This window comes from Actinoplanes sp. NPDC049599 (assembly GCF_044465625.1).
In the GTDB taxonomy this organism is placed as follows: Bacteria; Actinomycetota; Actinomycetes; order Mycobacteriales; family Micromonosporaceae; genus Actinoplanes.
In genome coordinates this window covers 173,814-194,408 of sequence record NZ_JBITLX010000006.1, presented here as the reverse complement: position 1 = coordinate 194,408, position 20,595 = coordinate 173,814, and the positions used below count along the sequence as shown (strand labels likewise).

Genomic DNA, 20,595 nt, shown 5'->3' with positions numbered 1-20,595 from the left:
CGCCCGGGCGGCTGCTCTGCGTGGTCAGGCCGGTGAGCTGCGGGTGTGCCGGCCCGGGCCGAGGCTGAGCGTGGTCCCGTCCGGCAGGATCGTCTCGGCGGTGCAGCCCGGCGGCACGGTCACGGTCAGGACGAACTCGGCGGCCAGCTCCCACCGCACCTCGATCCGGCCGTACGGCGACTCGTGGGTGGCCTCGGCCCGGGTGATGCCGCCGCCCGGGTGCGGGTGCACCCGGAAGCGGCGGTAGGCCGGGTCGATGCGGCGGAGCCCCGCGACGTAGCGGTGCAGGAACGAGACGACCGCGCCCTTGGCGTAGTGGTTCAGCGAGTCGTGGGCCACACCGTCGGCGTCGACGCCGTTCCAGTGTTCCCACATCGTGGTCGCGCCACGGTTGATCATCGTCAGCCAGGACGGCTCGGTGTCCTGGAACAGCAGCTCGAAGGCCACGTCGGCGTGCCCGTTGTCGGCCAGCACGGGCAGCAGACAGGGCGTCGCCAGCAAGCCGGTGGCCAGGTGGGTGCCGGCCGCGCGGATCAGCGCGACCAGGCGGTCCGCCACGGCCGGTCGCAGCGCCTCGGGCACCAGGCCGAAGGCCAGCGCCCGGACCAGGTTGGCCTGGTTGGCCGGGGTGACCCGGCCCGCCGGGTCGAGGAACTCGCGGCGCCACGCGTCGGCCGCCCGCTCGCTCAGCGTCGCGTACCGTCCGGGATCGCGGCCGAGCACCGTCGCGACGCGCGCCATCAGCCCCGCGGAGTGGGCGAGATAGGCGGTCGCCACGTCACTGCGGTCGGCGGTCAGGAAGGCGTCGAAGGGCAGCGGCTCCTCCCCCGGCACCAGCCACTCTCCCCAGTGGAATCCGCTGTCCCACAGGTACCGCTCGTGCGGCGCGGGCGTGGGCCGGGCCGCCGCACGGTCGGGATGCCGGTGCGTGCGCGCCATCCGCTCGGCCCGGTCCAGCCAGGCCACCATCGCGGGCCACATCTCGGCGAGGACGCGCTCGTCGGCGTACTGGCGGTAGAGCTCCCACGGCACGATGACCACCGCGTCGCCCCAGCCGGCCGAGCCGTGCAGCCGGGCCATCGGCGAGGCCGGGCCCTCGGCGGGCGGGCACGGGCTCATGTTCGCCACGGTCCCGTCGGCCCACTGGTCGGCGGCCACGTCCCGCAGCCACTTGGTGCTGAAGCCGGCCACGTCGTAGAGGAACGCCGCGGCCGGCACGAACACCTGCCAGTCGCCGGTCCAGCCCGCGCGTTCCCGCTGCGGGCAGTCGGTGGGGATGTCACAGACGTTGCCCCGTACGCCCCGGAGCGCCGCCTCGTGCAGCCGGTTGATCCGGGGGTCGCTGCACGAGAACCAGCCGGTGCGGCGCATGTCGGTGTGCACGACCACGCCCCGCACATCGTCGGTCGTCAGCGCCTCGGGATGCCCGTCCACCTGCACGTACCGGAAGCCGTGCGTGGTGTGCCGGGGCTCGAACGCCTCGCCCGCCCGGCCCGCCGACACCACCTCGTCGACCATGCCGGCCGGCAGCGGCGCGGGCAGGAACGGGAACGCCGGCCGCAGGTGCTCGGTGGACAGCTCGCCCGCGGCGGTCAGGTGCTCGCCGTGGGTCAGCGTGATCCGGGTGCCGGCCGGTCCCAGCCGGCCCAGCCTGATCCAGCCGTTGATGTTCTGCCCGAGGTCGACGAGCTGCCGTCCGGGGCCCGGCCGGGTCACCGCGACCGGCACGATCTCCTCGACCCGGCGCACCGGCGGCGCCGGCGAGTCCACCAGCGTGGCGTAGCCGTGGCCGGCCACCGCCGCGCCCTGCCAGCCCGTGTCGTCGAAGCCGGGCTCGGTCCAGCCCACCGGCAGTGCGCGCAGGTCAACGCGCTGACCGGCGATGAGGTCGGCGCTGATGAGGTGCCCGCGCGCGCACTTCCACGGCCCGGTCACGCCGTCGTCGAGCTGGGCCAGCACGGCGACCCGGGTCCCCCACTGCCCGGTCGAGCGCAGCGCACCGGTCTGCCCGCGCCACCAGCCGTCGGACAGCACGACGGCGAGCACGTTCTCGCCGTCGCGGACCAGCCCGCCGATGTCGTAGGTCTGCACCTGGAGCCGGGTCGTGTACTGGGTGAAGCCGGGCGTCAGCTCGGCGTCGCCGACCCGGACCCCGTTGACGAACGCCTCGTAGACGCCGTGCGCGGTGAGGTGGAGCCGGGTCGGGTGGCCGGTGAACGTGGTGCGCGCCAGCGGCAGCTCGGGCTCGATCCAGTCCGCCGTCCAGTCCGATGCGGACAGCAGCCCCATCTCGAACCAGCCCGGCGCCGACCAGTCGCCCTCCCCCCGTTCGGTCCACACCTTGACCTGCCAGGTGACACGCTCGGCGGAGCGCAGCGCCGGACCCTCGTACGGGATCAGCAGGCTCTGCTCGCCGGCGACCCGCCCGGTGTCCCAGCCGTTGTCCGTCCGGATCCGGTACGCCAGCTGCCGCGCGGGCAGCCGCCACGACAGGCGCGGTGCGCGGGTGTGGATCCCCAGTGGATGATCGAGGTGCTCGACCCGCAGCCCGTACGGGCTCACGGGCGCACCACGGCCGCGAAGGTGCCGAAGTCCGCGGCCCGCGCGTCGATCTCGGCGCGCGCCTCGGCGTGCGCGGCGGCGGTCTTCTGGATCTCGCGCGCGTGCGCCCGCTTCTCGGCCATCGAGATCACCGACGTCGTCAGGTCCGTCCACCGGATCGCGCCGCCCGCCGCCAGTTCCCCCGTGCTGCCGCAGGTCGCGCACGTGACGGCGGTGCCGGTCAGCTCCACGACGTTGAGGTGGCACATCGGGCACAGCCCCGGTTCGCCCAGGTAGCGCGACTCCTCGAACGCCATGCCGAGCTGCGACGCGACGTGGGCGCCGAGCCGGGCCGCGCGCTCCAGCGCCGCGTCGTCCAGCAGGATCGACCGCGGCGTGCCGGCGCCGCCGAAGACGGCCTGGTCGACCACGGCCATGTGCATGGAGAACGCGACGGTGTGCAGCAAGGGCAGGGCGAGTGTCTTCCACTGTGGGGTGAGCGAGCCGCCGACCGCGAGGAAGCCGGCCACCCGCGGCTTGAGCACCCGCTCGTCGACCCGGAACGGGACGGCCGGCTCGGTGCCGCCGCGGCGCACCGCGACGAGGTGCTCGACGATGGCCGCGTCGGCGTTCGGCCCGAGCAGGCGGTCGATCACCGCCTTGAGCGGGGCGGCGATGGTCCGGGTCATGATCGGTGTGCTGACGACCAGGCCGTCGCACTCGACCAGCCGTTCCCACAGCCACCACAGGTCGTCGTCGGTGCGCAGGTCGGTCAGCCGCACCAGCTGCGCGTCGCCGGCCGCGCGCAGCGCCGCGGTCAGCAGGATCTCGGCGCTGCCGCCGGGCTGACCACAGCCGAGGCCCAGGACTCTCATCGGCCCGCTCCCCGGCACAGCAGCTCGACCAGGTTGCCCTCGGGGTCGGCGACGAACGCCATCCGCACGCCCGCTTCCGGCGACGGCCGCGGCGTCAGCACCGGCCGGGCGCCCAGGCCGACCACCCGCGCGAAGGTCGCGTCGAGGTCGGCCACGTCGAAGGCCACGTGCCCGAACCCCTGCGACAGCGCGGCCGCGGCGGGGTCGGCGGCGCGCAGCCCGGGCGCGGAACCGGTGCGGTGCAACAGTTCCAGCCGGTCGCCGTGGCTCCGGTGGATCAGCATCACGATGTCCAGGTCGATCGGGTCGACCCGCAGGTCCAGCTCGCGGGTGTAGCCGAACGCGGCGCAGTACCAGTCCGCCGCGACGCCGAGATCCCGCACCGAGAGCCCGGCGTGGTCCAGCCGTGTGTCACTCATGGACGTTCAGCCCCTCCGGATCGGCGGTCAGGTACGAGGCGAAGACACCGGACGGGTCGCGCCGCGCCCGGATCTCCGCCAGCCGGCAGTAGTTCGCCGCGGACAGGAAACGGTCCTGCCGCCGGGTGAAGTCGGTGTCGCCGAGGTAGACGCCGGTGCCGTGCCGCGCGACGGCCGCGGTCCGCTCGTGCACCCAGTTCCGGTACTTCTCGTCGTCCGCGGCGTCGGGGTAGATCGCGTACGTGGCGATGTAGACGTTGCCCTGCACCGAGAACGCCATATCGGGCAGCTCGCGCTGCGGCGCCCAGCCGTACCAGATGGAGAACGAGTGCGGGGTGTCCAGCTCGCGCCACAGCCGGCTGAGCAACGGTTCGAGCACGTCGGCGGGCGCGTCGGTCCAGGTGCAGTCGACGGCGTACCGGTAGCCCTCCGGGTTCTGGGCGGCCTGCGCCACGCACTCCTCGGCCAGGCTCGTCGGCCCGGTGACGTGGCTGAGCTCCTTGCCGGCCAGCGGTCCGTCGGCGAAGACCCGCAACAGGTCCGGCGAGTCGGCCAGCACGGTCGTGTGCAGCAGCAGCACCAGCTCGCCGGACAGCCGGGTGGCGGCCACCACCGGCTCCAACCGCCGGTCCAGCGTCGGCAGCAGCTCGTGCAGCCAGCCCAGCAGGACGGCGGCGTCCCGCGGGCGGAACGACCAGGTGTCGTGCCACATCCCCGCGGGCGCCGGATAGGTCCGCAGGTGGAACGCGGTGACGATGCCCGGGAAGCCGGGGCCGGCGCCGCGGGCGGCCCAGTACAGGTCGCTGTGCTCGTCGGCGTCGGCGCGGACCAGCTCACCGTCGGCGGTGACCACGTCGACGGCCACCACGCTCTCGCAGGCCCAGCCCATCCGGCGGCCGTTCCAGCCCTGGCCACCCTGCAACAGGTAGCCGCCCAGGCCCACGCCGGGGCAGTGCCCGACCGGGAACGCCCGGCCGCGCTCGTCCAGGAACGGCACCAGATCCAGCCCGCCGCGCGCCGCCGGGCCGGCCGTGACCACCCCGGTCGCCGCGTCGTAGTCCAGACCGTTCAGGTTACCGAGATCGATCAGCAGGGCGTCGTCGCGCAGGCTCCAGGCGGCCCACGAGTGCCCGCCCGATCGGACGCACACCGTACGGTTCTCGGCGCGGGCCAGGCGCACCCCGGCCGCGACGTCGGCCGCGTCGTCGGCCAGCAGGACGGCGGCCGGGAAGCGGTCCGGGCGGCGGGCGTTGAAGATCCGGCCGACCCGGGCCTGCTCGTAGCCGGCCTCGCCCCGGCGCAGCAGCGTGCTCATCCGACGGCCGCCGCGCCGCCGTCGACCGGGATGTTGGCCCCGGTCACGTGGGAGGCCTCCGCGCTCGCCAGGAACAGGATGGCGTTGGCGACGTCCTCGGGCTGACCCCACTTGCGCAGCGGCACGGCCGACCGGATCGCCTCGGCCGGGCCGTGCGGGTCGGTCAGCGTCGGCAGGGTCTGCGGCGTCTCGGTCATCGCCGGGCTGACCGCGTTGACCCGGATGCCCCGCGGGCCACCCTCCACGGCGAGCTGGTAGGTCAGCGCGAGCACCCCGCCCTTGGCCGCGCCATGTGCGTTCTGCGGCATGAAGAACGCGCCGCGCGAGCCGGAGATCGAGCCGACGTTGACGATCGCGCCACCGCCGCGCCGGATCAGGTGCGGCCACGCGCACCGGGTGACCAGGAAGACGATGTCCAGCTCGTGGCGGATGGTGAAGGACCAGTCGGCGTACGACAGCTCGTCGATCGCGCCGAACCGGATCGCCGAGGCGTTGTTCACCAGCACGTCGATGCCGCCGGCCAGCTCGGCCGCGGTGTCGACGAAGTGCCGCGCGCCCTCCTCGGTGGCGAGGTCGACCGGCGCGACGGTGTCCGCCCGCCCGCCGTTCCCGCGGATCAGCTCGGCGGTCTCCGCGGCCGCGGGCCCGTTCAGGTCGCCGCCGATCACGTGGGCGCCCTCCCGCGCGCAGACCAGCGCGGTGGCCCGGCCGATGCCGCCGGCGGTCCCGGTGACCAGGACGGCCAGGCCGGCCAGCCGGCCGGTCATCCGGCGTCGGACGCCTTCGCGAGCGCGCCGCCCCCGAAGTTCTTGTCGTGGTCGAGCGTCATCGCGTGGAACGGGTATGCCACCTCGCGCATGTCCTGCTCGTAGGCGCCGATGGCGGCGACCAGGCCGGCCTCGCCGCGGCCGGCCCGGGCGAGCTGGCCGACCAGGTGCTCGGCGTCGCGCAGGGCCAGGTTGGCGCCCATGCCGATGGTCGGCAGCATGGCGTGCGCGGCGTCGCCGACCAGCGTGACCCGCGAGGGCGCCCAGGTCTCGGCCGGGATGAGGTAGCCGAACGGGATCATGAAGATCGACTCGAGGTCCATCCGGCGGACGATCTCGGCGGCGGCCGGGTGCCAGCCGGCGACCGCCCGGCCCATCGACTCCCGCAGCAGCGCCGGCGTCTCGGCGGTCCACTCGGCCGACGGCGGCACCTCGGTGCCGGGCGCGACACTGCAGGACACCATCATGTACGGCCCCACCGGGTCGAGCGTGACGTCCGGCGCGATCTCCCTCGGCGCCTCGTGCACCGGCTGCCGCGGGTCGAAGACGCCGACCAGCATCCGGCTGCCGGCCCGGTCCACGGCGATCACCACGCCGTCCATCAGGGCGGTGGGCACGATCTCCCGCAGCTCCGGGGTCAGCGGCACCCGGCCGTAGACGCCGATGCCGCGCACGCCGGTGGGGATGACCGGCACCTCCGGCAGCCGCTGGGCGCGCACCGCGGAGCGGATGCCGTCGGCGCCCACCAGCACGTCGCCGCGGGAGGTGCTGCCGTCGGCCAGCGTGACGGTCACGCCGTCGGCGTCCTCGGTGTAGCCGGTGACCGCGGCGCCGACCCGCAGGGCGTCGCCGAGCCGCGCGCTGAGGATCTGCCGCAGCGTCCGGCGGTGCACGCCGGTGTGCGGGACCTCGCCCCGGTTCGGCGGGCCGAGGTGCGGCTGCGAGCTGAGCTCACCGAAGTGGTCGTGCAGGACGATCGACTCCTGCCGGTCGTACGTGACGCGGGAGGTCGCCTGGTAGAGCGCGAACAGGTCGGCCGGCAGCACGCTGCGCAGGGCCTCGCCGCCGAACGCGTTCATGTGCAGGTAATAGCCCTGCTTGCGGTTGAGGTCGCGGTCCCGTTCGAAGACCTCGACGGTGTGCCCGTGGCGCACCAGCCCCTGAGCCACCGCGAGGCCGGACAGGCCGCCGCCGGCGATCAACACGTGCAGCGGTCGAGATTCCATCGCGGCGCCCACTCTCGTCTAGCGATAATGTGTTTCAGCTCCATGACGACTGTAATGAGAATCGCATCCCAGGTCCAGGGTCAGATCGGTCTGAGCAGGTCTTTGCCGTCCCAGTCGCGGGCCGCGGCGGCCAGCCGGCCGGGCATGCCCAGGATCGGCGGGCCGGCCAGGTGCAGCTCGATCGGGTGCGGGAACAGCGAGCCGCCGTCGTACCAGGCCACGTGCACGGCGCCGGTGACCGCCTCGTGGATGAACCGGCAGCCGGCGGCTGCCAGCCGGGCGCCCTCGGCCGCCAGGTCGTCGGTCACCCAGGAGACGTGCCCGACCCGGTCGAAGCCGATCCCGTACGCCGCGGCCAGGCCGTCGTCGATCGAGTGCACCTCGGCCAGCTCGAGCACGACCGGGCCCCAGGCGGCGAAGGCGGCGGTGTGGTCGAAGAACGCCGGATCGGTGATCTCGGTGCCGTCGGCCATCCGGAACGTGTCGAAGGCGACGTGCCGGTGCACCAGGAACGGCCCGATCCCCAGCGTGCGCGCGGCCCGCTCGGCGGCCGCGGCCAGGTCCGGCACCCAGTAACCGACGTGATGCATGCCGGTCATCCCCTTTCACTCCAGACAACCGATGTTCCGTAAGCGAGAGTAAGGTGGCGGCCATGAAGCTGACGCACCTCGGGCACGCGTGCCTGCTCGTGGAGACCGACGTCCGCCTGCTCGTGGATCCGGGCACCATGTCGGACTTCACCGGGCTCACCGACCTCGACGCCGTGCTGGTCACCCACCAGCACCCCGACCACGTCGACGCCGGGCGGGTGGCCGCGCTGCTGGCCGCCAACCCCGGCGCGCGCCTGGTGGTGGACCCGGACTCGGTGGACCCGCTCGAGGGCCTGCCGGGGCTCACGTTGGCCCGCCCGGGCGACCGGCTGACCTTCGGCGGCACGACGGTCGACGTGCACGGCGGCATCCACGCGGCGGTGTACGGCCCCGTGCCGGGCTGCGCCAACAACGCCTACCTGGTGGACGACGGCGCCTTCTTCCACCCCGGCGACTCGTTCACCCGGCCGCCCGGCGAGGTGGACGTGCTCGCGGTGGCCGTCGACGCCCCATGGCTGAAACTGGCCGAGGCGATCGACTACGTGCGCGCCGCCGGCCCCCGGGTGGCGGTGCCGATCCACGAGGGCGAGACGACCGACCCGGCCAAGTACGCGGGGATGCTGGACGCGTTCACCCCGGAGACCACCACGGTCCGGCGCCTGAGCCGCGGCGAGGCCACCGGCCTCTGAGCCCACCCCGGCCGCGCGACCGACGCGACCCGGACGGCCACGATCCCGGGCCGCGCGACCGCGGCGAGTCGAACGTCGGCGGCCGGGCTCCCCGATCACGCCACCACGACAAACCGGGCGCAGGCAGCCAGGCTCCCGGGTCACAAAGCCGCGACAGACCGGGCGCAGGCTGCCAGGCTCCCGGACCACGAGGCCGCGACAAACCGGGCGCAAGCAGCCGAGTTCCCCCGCCGCACCACCGCGGCGGACCGGGCGTGGGCAGCCGGGCTCCCGGGCCGCGCGACCGCAGCGAACCGGGTGCAAGCGGGCGGGCTTGCCGGTCACGGGGACGCGGCGGCCCGGACGATCCGGGCGTAGGCCGTCGCGCTCGGCTTCGGCTTGCGGGCGAAGGTTGTCCGGTCCACCTCGACCAGGCCCAGCCGCACGTCGTAGCCGAAGATCCACTCGAAGTTGTCGAGCAGGGTCCAGTGCAGGTAGCCGAGCACCGGCACGCCCTCCGCGATCGCGTCGCTCAGCTCGGACAGCGCCGGCTCCAGGAACGCCGCGCGCAGGGAGTCGTCGTCGGTGGCCATGCCGTGCTCGGTGACGAAGACCGGGACGCCGGTCTCGCCGTGCACGTAGCGGACCGCGTTCGCCAGCGAGGGCGGGTAGATGTCCGAGCCCATCTGGTTGAGCGGGGCGCCCACCGGCGGTGGCAGCGGCCCGGCGCCGTCGTAGCGGGCGCGTTCGTAGTTCTGCACCCCGACGAAGTCGTCGTCCCGGGCCAGGCGCAGCCAGCGCTCGTACACCTCGGCGCGCTTGCGGTCCCGGACCGTGGGGTCACCGACCGCCTGGTCGTCCACCACCGCCAGGCTGAGCCCCACCGGCAGATCCGGGCGCCGGGCCTTGATAACCGCTTTCGCCGCCACGTGCGCGGCGGCCCGGCCGTCCTCCATGGCGCCGAGGTCCTCGGCCAGCACCACGTTGTCGAGCCGGTAGCGATCCACGCCGGCCGCCTTGCCCGCCGCCGCCAGAGTGGCCCGCTCCAGGTCGTGCACGGCCTCGGGGATGGGGAGCCAGGACAGCAGGCGCGGCAGGTTCGGCTCGTTGAGCGTCACCGCGTACGCGATCGACCCCCCGATCCGGTCCATCAGCACCCCGCAGTAGCGGGCGAACACCCGCGCCGAGCCCGGATCGAGCCAGCCGCCGCGCATCGCGAACCAGTGCGGGTTGGTCATGTGGTTGAACGTCACCACCGGCGCCAGGCCCAGCTCGACGCACCGGTCCACGATCGCCGCGTAGTGGTCCAGCGCCGCCGCGGAGAACTCCCCCTCGACCGGCTCGACCCGCGCCCACTCCACCGAGAACCGGTACGCCGTCAGCCCCATCCCGGCCACCAGCGCCAGGTCCTCCCGCCACCGGTGCAGGCCGTCGCAGGCCGGCCCCGAGGGCTCCCGGAACACGGTCGGCGACACGTGCTCGGCGAACCAGGTGTCGCTGGCGGTGTTGCCGCCCTCGGTCTGGTGCCCCGAGGTCGCGACGCCCCAGCGGAAGCCGGCCGGGAACCTCATCGGGTCCCCGGCCCGAACATCGATTCCCGGGCCCCGGTGATCCAGCCGACCAGCTGGTCGTTGCCGGTCTCGGCCGCGGCCACGTCGGCGACCTTGCGGCCCCGGTTGAGCACCACGATCCGGTCGCACACGTCCGCGGCGAGCGGCAGGTTGTGGGTGACCAGCACGCACGCGACGCCCTGCTCGGCCATCCGCCGGATCAGCGCCTGCACCTGCCGGGTCTGCTCGTAGCCCAGCGCGGCGGTCGGCTCGTCGAGCAGCAGCACGCCGTTGCGGTCCCCGGTGACCCGGGTCGCCGCGCGGGCCAGCGCGACCACCTGCCGCTGCCCGCCGGAGAGCATCTCCACCGGCCGGGTCACCGCCGCGGTCCGGACGCCCAGCCGGTCCAGCTCGGCGGTGGCCCGCTTGCGCTGCGCCTTGTGGTCGACGAAGCCGAGCCAGCCGAGCGGGCCCCGGCGCAGGATCTCGCGGCCGATGTTCAGGTTGGTCGCGATGTCCTGCGCGTCGACCAGCGCCAGGTCCTGGTAGACCATCTGGACGCCGGCCGCGGTGGACCGGCTCGGCGAGTGGAAGACGGTGGGCTCGCCGTGCACCAGGATCGTGCCGCTGGTCGGCTGGTGCGCGCCGGACATCACCTTGAGCAGGCTCGACTTGCCGGCGCCGTTGTCGCCCAGCAGCCCCACCACCTCGCCCTGCTGCACCGCGATGTCGATGCTGTCCAGCGCGCGGACGTAGCCGTAGTGCATGTCGATGCCGCGCAGTTCCAGCACCGGCGGGTTGTCGGTCATGAGGTCACCTCGTCCCGGTGTGCGCGGAGGCCTGGGCGGTGGCGACCAGCCGCCGGGAGACCGTGGTGGAAACCCACTTCTCCAGGCCGAGCGAGGCCAGCAGCAGCACGCCGGTCACCGCCGTCGCCCAGTACGGCTGAATGCCCTTGATGGTCAGCCCGTTCGAGATGGTGCCGAGGATGAGCGCGCCGACCAGCACCCGGGGCAGCGACCCGCGGCCGCCGCTGAGCGAGACGCCGGCCAGCGCCACCGCGGTCAGCGCGTTGAAGATGATGCCGGGGTTGGCGGCCGGGTTCGCCTCGGTCACCAGGCCGGCCGTCACCAGCCCGCCCAGCGCCGCGCAGAACCCGCTCACCACGAAGCCCAGCACCTTGTAGCGGTCGGCGTGGATGCCGGAGCGCCGGACGGCCTCGGCGTTGCCGCCCACCGCCATCAGGCGGATGCCGTCCCGGGTCCGGGTGAGGAAGACGGTGCCGACCAGGAACAGCACGGCCACCACCCACACCGGCGCCGGGATCCCGGCGAAGCGGTCGGTGCCCAGGAACATCAGCCCGGTCAGGCCCGGGATGGTGTAGCCGCCGGCCAGCGCGGCGGCCAGCCCGGACAGCACCGACAGCGAGCCGATCGTGACGATGATGGGGTTGAAGCCGCGCAGCGCGATCAGCCCGTTCACCACCCCGACCAGCACGCCGACGGCGAGCCCGGCGAGGATGCCGAGCCACACCGGGATCCCGTGGGTCATCAGCCAGCCGCAGGCGCACCCGGCCATCGCGGCGGTACCCGGGATGGAGAGGTCCAGCGCGCCGCAGATGATGCCGACCGCGATGCCGGCCGCGAAGATGGCGGTCAGCGCCGCCGCGTTGGCGATCAGCAGCGCGTTGTCCAGGCTGGCGAAGTACGGGCTGGCCCACAGGCTGAAGCAGAGCAGCAGCAGGATCCAGAGGACGAAGATGCCACGGTCGCGGGCGAAGATGAGCCAGCGGACGCCCGCCGGGTCACTCTCGTGCCCGGCGGACGCGACCTCGGTGCCGGTTGCGGCGGTCACTGTCATTCCTCAGCGCTCTCTGTCCATCAGCCTTTGGCCGTGACGACCTTCTGCGGCACGACCAGGACCTGACCGTTCGCCTTGGGGTCGGCCTGCATCGCCACCAGGGTGTCGAAGGACTGGGTCATGTCGGCCTGGAACTGCAGCGCGACCGAGGCGTAGATCTTGCCGTCCGCGACGCTCTTGAGCACCTCGTCGTTGCCGCCGAAGTCGGTGACGCACTGCGCCGTCCGGCCGGCCGCGGCGAAGGCGCCGATCGCGCCGAGCGCGCCCTCGTCGTTGGACGCCAGCACGGCGGCCAGGCCGGGCTTGCCCTGCAGGACGTTGCCGATGTCGGTCTGCGCGCCGGCCCGGTCCTTGGCGACCACGGTCTGCACGATGGTCGCGCCGGGCGCGGCGGCCTTGAGCGCGGCCGCGGCGGCCTGCTCGAACTCCTTCTTGCCGGCCTGGCCCTCGGCGCTCTGCGCGGCGAGCACCTCGGCCTTGCCGCCCATCTTCTCGGTGATGCAGGCGCCGAGCTGCTCGCCGAGGGCCTTGCCGCCGGCCGCGTAGTCGATGTAGTCGAAGGTGATGCCCGGCTGCGGGCCGGTGAAGCCGTACTCGTCCGGGCGGCCGTTGACCAGCAGCGGGATGCCCTTCGCCTGGGCCGTCTTGATGATCGGCACCAGCGACGGCGGCGCCACCGCGATGATCCACGCGGCCCCGGCGCGGCCGGCGCTGAGCACCTCGTTGAGCTGCTGGGTCTGCTTGCTGGGGTCGAAGTTGGGGTCCTGGACGATGACCTCCCAGCCCTTGCTGCCCGCGTAGCCCTTCACGCCCTCGGACAGACCCTTCAACGCGGGCGGTGCGAGCGAGAGCGGGGAGAAGACCAGGGTCTTGGGCAGGGCCGCGGCGGCGCCGGCGGTGGAGCCGCCGGAATCCGAGGCGTGACTGCAGGACGCCAGCATCAGCAGCGCGGCGCCGAAAGCGACTATGGCGCGCTGCGGGCGCGCGTGGTGAGAACTCACGGCCGAACTCCTCGCTGAGACTTGGCTATGTCCTGACTTTCATCTGATGAAAACTACTTTCGATATTGCCTGGGTGAAACGTAAACGACGCCCGGAAAGATGTCCATGGCTTCTCCGGACCATTTCCGGCCGGTGACCGGGCCCTACCGCCAGGAGGTCTCCAGGCCGTGTACCAGCGCGACCATCGCGTCGTGCCCGGGCGTGGCGACGCCGACCCGCCGACCCTCCGCCGCGATGCCGCCGTTGAGCACGTCGATCTCGGTGGGCCGCCGCGCCAGCACGTCCTGCAGCATCGACGGCCTGTGCCCGAACGCCTCCCGGATCGCCTCCTCGACCGCCTCGGCAGGGTCGCGGGTCAGCTCGATGCCGGCCGCCACACAGACCGCCCGCGCCTCGGCGATCAGGATCCCCACCTGGGTACGCAGGCCGGGGTCCGTGCACACCTGCCCGACCGTGAGCCCGGTGAGCGCGGCCAGCGGGCTGGTCGCCGCGTTGAAGACCACTTTTGTCCACTGTGGACCGCGGGCGTCCGCGACCGCGTGGGTCTTCAGGCCGCCCTCGTTGAGCAGCCCGGCCAGCAGCTCGATCTCGGCGGTGGACGCGGGCCTCGGCTCGAACGGCCCGAGCCACGAGTCGCCGGGCGCGTCGTAGCGGACGGTGCCGGGTGCGGTGACCGCGCCGGCCGTGACGATGGTGCCGCGGATGACCCGGGGCAGGAACTCGGCGATCAGCTCCTCGTTGCCGACGCCGTTCTGCACGCTGACCACCGCCGCGTCGGCGAGCACGTCCCGCGCGGCCGCCACGGCGTCGCCGGTGTGCGACGACTTGGTGGCCACGATGCCGAACCGGCAGGGCGGCAGCTCCCCCGCGCTCGTCCGGGCGTGCACCGGCGCGGTGAAGGCGGCCTGGCCGGTCACCGTCAGGCCGCCCGCCTCGATGGCCTCGACGTGCTCGCGCCACGGGTCGACGGCCCAGACCTCCACCCCGGGCACGCGGGCGAGGTGGGCGGCGTAGAGGCTGCCGATGGCCCCGCAGCCCAGCACGGCGATCCGGGTGCTCACAGCGCCTTCAGCAGGGCCGCGCACTGCGCCGGGTCCGCGCCGCCGACGCCGATGCCCGCCACCACCCGCCCGCCGTCCAGCAGGGGCGTCCCGCCCGGTACGCCGAGGACGGTCACCGGGTTCAGGTGGGTGACCGCGTCGCCGTACCACGGGGTGAGCTGCTCGCTGGGGACGCCGAAGCGGGCTGCCGCGGCCGCGGTGCCGAGCGCCACGTCGACGCCGCCGGTCACCGCGTCGTCCATCCGGTCCTGCTGGATCGGGTCGCCGCCGGGATCCACCACCGCGACGCTGATCCTGAGATTCTGCCTGCCCGCCTCCGCACGGACGCGCTCGCACAACTCCCGCGCCCAGGCCAGCTCACGCTGCCCGGCCGCGCGCGGCGCGGGCTTCATGCCGAGGCTGTCCGCCGGGGAGACCACCAGGTCGCCGAAGCGCTGCTTCCAGCGGGCCGCGTCGTCCCCGTGCTGCCCCACGTACGGGACGCCGAGCGCGTACGCGATCAGCAGGTCCTCCGGGTTGGCGGGCTGCCCCTCCGCGCTGACCACCTCGGGCGCCACCCCCTCGGGCAGGAACGGGCTGACCGTGGCACCGGAGGCCGCGATGCCGGCGACCACCACGCCGTTGCTGTCCCGTACCGGGATCCCGCCCGCGCCCGGGAACATCGACTCCGGGCTGACCCGCACGAAGCCGGCCGAGATCGGGGCCGGCAGCGTGGTCATCCGGTGCAGGTGCTCGGTGCTGGTGATCTGCTGGGTGGCGGCGATCCAGGCCTTCGACCGGGCCCGCGCCATGCCGCCGGGCCCGCCGTGGTCCAGCCGCGACGCGGTGATCAGGGCGCCGCTCGCGCCCACCACCGCGATCCCGCCGCGCAGCCCGAGCTGCTCGGCCTTGTCGACGGCCCGCTGCACCAGCGCCCGGGCGGCGCGCAACGACAGGTCGGCCATCAGGCGCCGACCATGTTGTAGCCGCCGTCGGCCACCAGGTAGCCGCCGGTCATGTGGCTCGCGTCGTCGGTGGCCAGGAACAGCGCCGTGCCGGCCAGCTCGGCCGGGCCCGGGATGCGGCCCATCGGCGTCAGCTTGCGCAGCTGGTCGCCGCGGCCCGACTTCCAGTCCTCGCGGCCCAGCGTCGCCTCGGTCTCGATGAAGCCGGGCGCGAAGATGTTGACCCGCACCGTCGGCGCGAACGCGTGCGCGTACGACTTGGTGGCGCCGAGCAGGCCGTACTTCGCGGCGGCGTACTGCGGGGCGCGGGCGCTGCCGCGCACGATGACGGTGGAACCGATGTTCACGATGGCGCCGTGGCCCTGGTCGAGCATCCGCTTGCCGAACTCGTGGATGCACGCCATCGTGCCCTTGATGTCGACCGCGAGCACGTGGTCGATCGACTCCTCGGTGATGTCCCGCCAGGACATCTGCTCGCGCGCCACGTCGCCGACGTTGTTGACCAGCACGTCGACGCCGCCGAGCCGGGTGAACGCGGCGTCGGCCAGCGCCGCCACCTGCGCCCACTCGACGATGTCGGCCTGCAGCAGCACCGGCTCGGCGCCGGCCTCGCGGACCCGTTCGGCGGTGGCCTCGGCACCGGCCTTCGAGGAGCGGTAGTGCACGCCGACGGCCCGGGCGCCCTCCTGCGCGGCGCGGACCGCGAGCTCCGCGCCGAAGCCGGTGCCGGCGCCGGTGACGACCACGGACCGGCCGGCGAACCGGCGGGGAATGGGCAGGGGTGTGAGTGGCACGGGAGACCCTCCGTCGTATCCAATTTGTCGGTTTTACTCTTTCAGACCAGGACCCGGCCGCCGTCGACATAAAGAACCTGGCCGGTGATGAAGCGGGCCCGGTCCGAGGACAGGAAGGTGACCGCGTCGGCGACCTCCTCCGGTACGCCGAGCCGGCGGGCGGGCACCATGCTCGCCAGCGCCTCCCGGTTGCCGTCCTTGTCGAGGTGGTCCCGGGTCAGGCCGGTCTCGATGTAGCCCGGCGCCACCGCGTTGACGGTCACGCCGTGGATCGCCCACTCCCGGGCCATCACCCGGATGAGCTGGTTGAGGCCGCCCTTGGTGGCGGCGTACGGGGCGTGGTCGGCGTGCGCCAGCAGCCCCGAGACCGAGGACACGAAGGTCATCCGCCCGTACCCGGCACCGACCATCAGCCCGCCCACCGCCTGCCCCAGCCAGTACGCCGTGGACAGGTTGAGCTCGACGATCCGCGCCCAGTCCTCGTCGCCCAGCTCGAGCACCGGGCGCCGGACGTTGCGCCCGACCGCGTGCACGAAGACCTGCGGCACGCCCACCAGACCGGCCGCCTCGGCCACCACCTCCCGGCAGCGGTCCGCCGAGCGCAGGTCGGCGACGATGGTCCGCACGCTGCCGCCGGCCTCCTTGGCCGTCCGGGCCACCGCCTCGAGCCGCTCGGCGTCCACGTCGACGAGCACGACCGAGGCCCCCTGGGCGGCGAGGCCCACCGCGCTGGCGCCTCCCAGGCCACCGGCGCCGGCCACGAGCGCCGGCCGGTCGGAGAGCGTCAACCAGTCCATGGGCACCTCACGCTTGTATTCTCGGTCCATGAAAGTCACTATCCGATAAGCTAGACCAGCCGCCGGGGAGTGTCCAGGCGGGCCGCCGCCCGACCCCTAAGCTGGGCGTCTTCGATGAACGCCGCTTTCGAGAAGGTGATCCATGGCCGCCAGTCGGCGTAATCCGGTGTCCCTCACCGCGGGCAAGGTCGGCGCGCACGCGGGGGGCGACAAGCCCGAATACCGCGTGGAGGCGCTCGCCAAGGGCCTGCGGCTGCTCAGCCTCTTCGACGAGCAGCGGCCGACCTGGCGGGTGAGCGACCTGGCCGCCGCGTCCGGGCTGCCGATGCCGACGGTCTACCGCGTGGTGATGACGCTGACCGCCGAGGGCTACCTCGATCACCTGCCGGGCGGCGAGTACCGGCCCGGCGTGCGGACCCTGACGCTCGGCGGGGCGGCGCTGCGCAGCCTCGACCTGGTGGCGCTGGCCACGCCCAAGCTGCAGCGGCTCGGCGAGGCCACCGGCGAGACGGTCAACCTGGCGGTGCTCACCGGCGACCGGGTGCTCTACCTGGTCCGGCTGCGCAACTCCGACCTGGTCACGGCCAACATCCAGGTCGGCTCGACGCTGCCCGCGGTGCACACCTCGATCGGCAAGCTGATGCTGGCGGACCTGGACGAGGAGGAGCTGGAGCAGCGGATCACCGAAAGCTCGTTCCCGGGCCAGCACGGCCCGAACGCCAAGCTGTCGCTGGACGAGCTCCGCCAGGAGCTGGCCCAGATCCAGGAGCAGGGCTGGGCGCTGCAGGACGAGGAACTGGCACACGGGCTGCGCTCGGTGGCCGGGCCGATCACCGGCGCCGACGGGCGGGTGGTCGCCGGGGTGAACCTCGCGGTCCAGGCCCGGGACTGGTCGACGCAACGGATCGTCCGGGAACTCAAGCCCAAGCTGATGGCGACATGCGCGGAGATCTCCCAGCTCGCCTCGGCCGGCAGCGCAGGCACCCGCAAATGACCAACCCCGCCGAACAGCGCCACGCGCGCACACGAACAACCGCCCACGCCGAACAGCACAGCGCGTGCACACGGACGACCGCTCACGCCGAGCAGCACAGCGAGCACACGCGGACGACCAACCACGCCGAACAGCACAGCGCGTTCGCGCGGACGATCGCTCACACCGGACAGCACCGCGAGCGCGCGTGGAAGATCGACCACGCCGAACGGTGCCGCCGGGCCGGGCGCCGGTCACCTCAGTGGCTGGCGTCGCGCGTGGCGGGACACTCGGACCCCCTCCTTCTCGCCGCTGCTCCCCTCCTGCCGCACCCGGCACTACCAGCGATTTTCCGGCCGGAAGCCGGGGAAGAGCGGCACTTCGGGCAGGCTCCGCGACCGCGTTCCGGCGGTCGGCGACGACGGCATGCGTGCCTCCGGACATCCGGCCGGGCGACGGCATGACGGGCGAGCCCCGGCTCCGGAGGCTCTCCCCCACCGAGCTGGACGACGGTCAGCGCGCGGTCTACGACGCCGTCGCCGGTGGGCGCCGCGCCCGGGGGCCACAGGTGTTCCCGCTGGTCGACGACGACGGCGGGCTGGTGGGGCCGTTCAACGCCTTTCTGCTCCAGCCCCGGCTCGGCTTCGCGCTCCAGGCGCTCGGCGCGGCGGTGCGCTACGAGACCGCGCTGACCGATCGGGCCCGCGAGATCGCCATCCTGGTCACCGCCGTGGCCGCGGACGCCGCCTTCGAGTGGTACGCCCACGAGGCGCTGGGCCGGCACGTCGGGCTGACCGCCGACGAGCTGACGGCCCTGCGCACCGGCAGCTTCGACGCTCTCGCCGACGAGACCGAGCGGGTGGTCGCGGCGACGGTGCACGCGCTCTGCGTCCGGGGTGACCTGGACGACGACGAGTACCGGCGGGCGACCGGCGCGCTCGGTGAGCCGGGGGTCTTCGAGCTGCTCACGCTTGCCGGCTACTACCTCACGCTCGCCCTGCAGCTCCGGGTGTTCCGGGTTTCTTGACAGGCCGGACGGCTCGGGGCAGGCTTCCGTTTGACGTAACCCACTTTCACAATACGAGAGTTGCAGGTGGTGGCGATGAAGCTGGTCACGTTCGACGCCGGCCGGGTCGGCCGCCTGGACGGCGACACGGTCGTCGTGCTGGCCTGCGCCTCGACGCGGGAGTTCTTCGAGCGCGGCGGCCAGGTGGCCGAGACCGGCGAGCGGCTGGAGCTGTCCGCGGTGCGGCTGCGCGCCCCGATCGTGCCGAAGAAGTTCTTCCACACGGCCGGCAACTTCACCGAGCACCACACCGAGCTCCAGGCCGTGAACTGGTCGCACCCCGTACACAAGGGCATCGTGTTCTTCCAGAACGTGGACGCGATCATCGGGCCGGAGGACGCGATCGTCTATCCGGAGGGGCTCACCAAGGAGCTGGACTACGAGCTGGAGCTCGGGATCGTCATCGGCCGCAGCGGAAAGTTCTTCTCGCCCGAGGAGGCCGAGGACTACATCGCGGGGTATCTGATCTTCAACGACATCACCGCCCGCGACATCCAGCGGCGCGAGATGCAGTCCGGGGTGTTCTCGTTCTCCAAGGGCATCGACACGTTCTGCCCGATCGGGCCGTGGATCGTCACCAAGGACGAGCTGCCGGACCCGCAGCAGCTGGCGATGCAGCTGCGGGTCAACGGCGAGGTGCGCCAGCAGGGCAACACGGCGCAGATGGTCATCTCGATCCCGCACCTCGTCGCGCACCATTCGGCGCAGGGGTACAGCGCCGGCGACATCATCACCACCGGCACCATCTCCGGGGTCGCCGCGGTGCAGCCCGACCCGTTCGCGTTCTACCTGCGGCCGGGCGACGTGGTCGAGGCCGAGATCGAGGGCATCGGCGTGCTGCGCAACCGGGTGGTGCCGTGGAGCGCGGCGCACGACACGCCGCCGTACACGACGGACCTGTACTCGGAGACGGCCGGCTGATGCGGTTCGGCACGCTGAAAGGCCGTTTCGTCCTGGTGGCCGACGGCCGCGCGCTCGACGTGGCGGCGGCCTCGGGCGGCGCGCTGCCCGCGGACGCCCGGGCCGCGCTGGCCCGGTGGGACGACGTGCTGACGTGGTCGGCAACCGCCGACTGGGCCTCGGCGGTGGCGGTCGCCGACGCCGACCTGGGCCCGCCGGTGCCGGACCCGCGCCAGGTCTTCGCGGTGGCGCTCAACTACCGTCCGCACGCGGCGGAGGCCGGGTTCACCGCGCCGGACGCGCCGCTGGTGTTCACGAAGTTCCCGAGCTGCATCACCGGCCCGGTCACCACCGTCACCCTGCCACCGGGCAACGTGGACTGGGAGATCGAGGTGGTGGCGGTGATCGGCGCCGGCGGCTACCGCATCCCCCGCCCGGCGGCATGGGCCGCGGTGGCCGGCCTGACCTGCGGGCAGGACCTCTCCGAGCGGCTGACCCAGACGCAGGGCAAGCCTGCGCAGTTCTCGCTGGGCAAGTCGTTCCCCGGCTTCGGCCCGACCGGGCCGGTGGCGGTCACCCCGGACTCGTTCCCGGACCGCGACGACATCGGGTTCGCGTCCACCCTGCTGACCGGGTCGGGCGACGAGCCGCTGCAGTCCGGCCGTACCGGAGAAATGATCTTCCCGATCGACGACCTGGTGGCCCGCCTCTCGGCGATCTGCCCGCTGCTGCCCGGCGATCTGATCTTCACCGGCACCCCGGGCGGCGTGGGGAACAGGCGCACCCCGCCGCGCTTCCTGCGGCCGGGCGAGACCCTGATCAGCCGCCTCGACGGGGTGGGCGAGCTCCGCCAGACCTTCGCCGGCTGATCCGAACGGCACCCCGAACGGCCCGGTGGGTGCCCGGGCGGAGTCGCGAGGTGGCCCGGGCGGAACCGCAAAGACCGCCCACGCGAGTGCAGGCAGAACCCCACAAACGCCGCCCGCACAAACGCCAGGCGAAACCACAAAGGCCGCCCGGACGAAACCACAACGCGAGCCGGGCGGTACCGCAAACGCCACCCACACGAACGCCCGGACACATCCACAAGGTTGCCCGGGCAGACCCGCAAGGCAGGCCGGAACACTCGCACGGGCGGAACCGCAAAAGACCCGCCCGCGCGAGCGCCCGGACGGCACCGCAACGCCGCCCGCGCGAGTGCCCGGACGGCACCGCAACGCGGCCCGGGCGGGTGCCCGGGCCGCGTCA

The 20,595-nt window shown here is 73.4% G+C and carries 20 protein-coding genes; 5 read left to right on the top strand and 15 right to left on the bottom strand.

The window, feature by feature from the left end; genetic code table 11:
• Positions 1–24 precede the first annotated feature (24 nt).
• From ACIBQZ_RS13685 to ACIBQZ_RS13655, 7 genes are all read right to left on the bottom strand, one after another.
• A complete protein-coding gene (locus ACIBQZ_RS13685; protein ID WP_396088914.1) occupies positions 25–2,562 on the bottom strand; it encodes a family 78 glycoside hydrolase catalytic domain in 2,538 nt (845 codons plus the stop codon).
• Positions 2,559–3,416 carry a flavodoxin family protein gene (locus ACIBQZ_RS13680; protein ID WP_396088913.1) on the bottom strand — a complete coding sequence of 286 codons (858 nt, stop codon included), beginning with the start codon at positions 3,414–3,416 and terminating at the stop codon, positions 2,559–2,561. Before ACIBQZ_RS13680 ends, ACIBQZ_RS13685 begins: the two co-directional genes overlap by 4 nt.
• Entirely contained in the window at positions 3,413–3,835 is a 423-nt protein-coding gene (locus ACIBQZ_RS13675; RefSeq protein WP_396088912.1) for a VOC family protein, read from the bottom strand. The genes ACIBQZ_RS13680 and ACIBQZ_RS13675 overlap by 4 nt, the downstream gene beginning before the upstream one ends.
• A complete protein-coding gene (locus tag ACIBQZ_RS13670) occupies positions 3,828–5,150 on the bottom strand; it encodes an FAD-binding protein (RefSeq protein ID WP_396088911.1) in 1,323 nt (440 codons plus the stop codon). The genes ACIBQZ_RS13675 and ACIBQZ_RS13670 overlap by 8 nt, the downstream gene beginning before the upstream one ends.
• On the bottom strand, positions 5,147–5,917 hold the full coding sequence (locus ACIBQZ_RS13665; RefSeq protein WP_396088910.1) for an SDR family NAD(P)-dependent oxidoreductase: 771 nt from the start codon (positions 5,915–5,917) through the stop codon (positions 5,147–5,149). The genes ACIBQZ_RS13670 and ACIBQZ_RS13665 overlap by 4 nt, the downstream gene beginning before the upstream one ends.
• Entirely contained in the window at positions 5,914–7,143 is a 1,230-nt protein-coding gene (locus ACIBQZ_RS13660; protein ID WP_396088909.1) for an FAD-dependent oxidoreductase, read from the bottom strand. Before ACIBQZ_RS13660 ends, ACIBQZ_RS13665 begins: the two co-directional genes overlap by 4 nt.
• 80 nt (positions 7,144–7,223) lie before the next feature.
• Positions 7,224–7,733, bottom strand: a complete 510-nt coding sequence (locus ACIBQZ_RS13655; RefSeq protein WP_396088908.1) for a VOC family protein — start codon at positions 7,731–7,733, stop codon at positions 7,224–7,226.
• A 62-nt stretch (positions 7,734–7,795) separates the two neighbouring features.
• Between ACIBQZ_RS13655 and ACIBQZ_RS13650 the strand changes: the two genes are divergently transcribed.
• Positions 7,796–8,422: an MBL fold metallo-hydrolase gene (locus tag ACIBQZ_RS13650; protein WP_396088907.1), complete on the top strand. Its 627-nt coding sequence runs from the start codon at positions 7,796–7,798 to the stop codon at positions 8,420–8,422.
• Positions 8,423–8,742: 320 nt separating this feature from the next.
• Here the strand turns inward: ACIBQZ_RS13650 and ACIBQZ_RS13645 are convergent, their stop codons facing one another.
• From ACIBQZ_RS13645 to ACIBQZ_RS13610, 8 genes are all read right to left on the bottom strand, one after another.
• A complete protein-coding gene (locus ACIBQZ_RS13645) occupies positions 8,743–9,972 on the bottom strand; it encodes a glycoside hydrolase family 1 protein (RefSeq protein ID WP_396088906.1) in 1,230 nt (409 codons plus the stop codon).
• Positions 9,969–10,760, bottom strand: coding sequence for an ATP-binding cassette domain-containing protein (locus tag ACIBQZ_RS13640; RefSeq protein WP_396088905.1), 792 nt, complete (start codon positions 10,758–10,760; stop codon positions 9,969–9,971). The genes ACIBQZ_RS13645 and ACIBQZ_RS13640 overlap by 4 nt, the downstream gene beginning before the upstream one ends.
• A gap of 4 nt (positions 10,761–10,764) precedes the next feature.
• Positions 10,765–11,805 (bottom strand): ABC transporter permease, encoded by a 1,041-nt coding sequence (locus tag ACIBQZ_RS13635; protein WP_396088904.1) that lies wholly within the window; start codon positions 11,803–11,805, stop codon positions 10,765–10,767.
• Positions 11,806–11,831: 26 nt separating this feature from the next.
• Positions 11,832–12,812 carry a sugar ABC transporter substrate-binding protein gene (locus ACIBQZ_RS13630; protein ID WP_396088903.1) on the bottom strand — a complete coding sequence of 327 codons (981 nt, stop codon included), beginning with the start codon at positions 12,810–12,812 and terminating at the stop codon, positions 11,832–11,834.
• A gap of 143 nt (positions 12,813–12,955) precedes the next feature.
• Positions 12,956–13,873, bottom strand: coding sequence for a ketopantoate reductase family protein (locus tag ACIBQZ_RS13625; RefSeq protein WP_396088902.1), 918 nt, complete (start codon positions 13,871–13,873; stop codon positions 12,956–12,958).
• Positions 13,870–14,817 carry a heme-binding protein gene (locus ACIBQZ_RS13620; RefSeq protein ID WP_396088901.1) on the bottom strand — a complete coding sequence of 316 codons (948 nt, stop codon included), beginning with the start codon at positions 14,815–14,817 and terminating at the stop codon, positions 13,870–13,872. The genes ACIBQZ_RS13625 and ACIBQZ_RS13620 overlap by 4 nt, the downstream gene beginning before the upstream one ends.
• The gene (locus ACIBQZ_RS13615; protein WP_396088900.1) at positions 14,817–15,611 is read right to left on the bottom strand and encodes an SDR family NAD(P)-dependent oxidoreductase; all 795 of its coding nucleotides are present in this window, start codon (positions 15,609–15,611) and stop codon (positions 14,817–14,819) included. Before ACIBQZ_RS13615 ends, ACIBQZ_RS13620 begins: the two co-directional genes overlap by 1 nt.
• 41 nt (positions 15,612–15,652) lie before the next feature.
• On the bottom strand, positions 15,653–16,438 hold the full coding sequence (locus tag ACIBQZ_RS13610) for an SDR family NAD(P)-dependent oxidoreductase (protein ID WP_396088899.1): 786 nt from the start codon (positions 16,436–16,438) through the stop codon (positions 15,653–15,655).
• A 112-nt stretch (positions 16,439–16,550) separates the two neighbouring features.
• Between ACIBQZ_RS13610 and ACIBQZ_RS13605 the strand changes: the two genes are divergently transcribed.
• From ACIBQZ_RS13605 to ACIBQZ_RS13590, 4 genes are all read left to right on the top strand, one after another.
• Entirely contained in the window at positions 16,551–17,402 is an 852-nt protein-coding gene (locus ACIBQZ_RS13605) for an IclR family transcriptional regulator (RefSeq protein ID WP_396088898.1), read from the top strand.
• Between the two features lie 409 nt (positions 17,403–17,811).
• On the top strand, positions 17,812–18,408 hold the full coding sequence (locus ACIBQZ_RS13600) for a carboxymuconolactone decarboxylase family protein (RefSeq protein ID WP_396088897.1): 597 nt from the start codon (positions 17,812–17,814) through the stop codon (positions 18,406–18,408).
• A gap of 75 nt (positions 18,409–18,483) precedes the next feature.
• Positions 18,484–19,368 carry a fumarylacetoacetate hydrolase family protein gene (locus tag ACIBQZ_RS13595; protein WP_396088896.1) on the top strand — a complete coding sequence of 295 codons (885 nt, stop codon included), beginning with the start codon at positions 18,484–18,486 and terminating at the stop codon, positions 19,366–19,368.
• Complete coding sequence (locus ACIBQZ_RS13590) at positions 19,368–20,216, top strand: fumarylacetoacetate hydrolase family protein (protein ID WP_396088895.1); 849 nt, start codon at positions 19,368–19,370, stop codon at positions 20,214–20,216. Before ACIBQZ_RS13595 ends, ACIBQZ_RS13590 begins: the two co-directional genes overlap by 1 nt.
• The last annotated feature ends 379 nt before the right edge of the window (positions 20,217–20,595 follow it).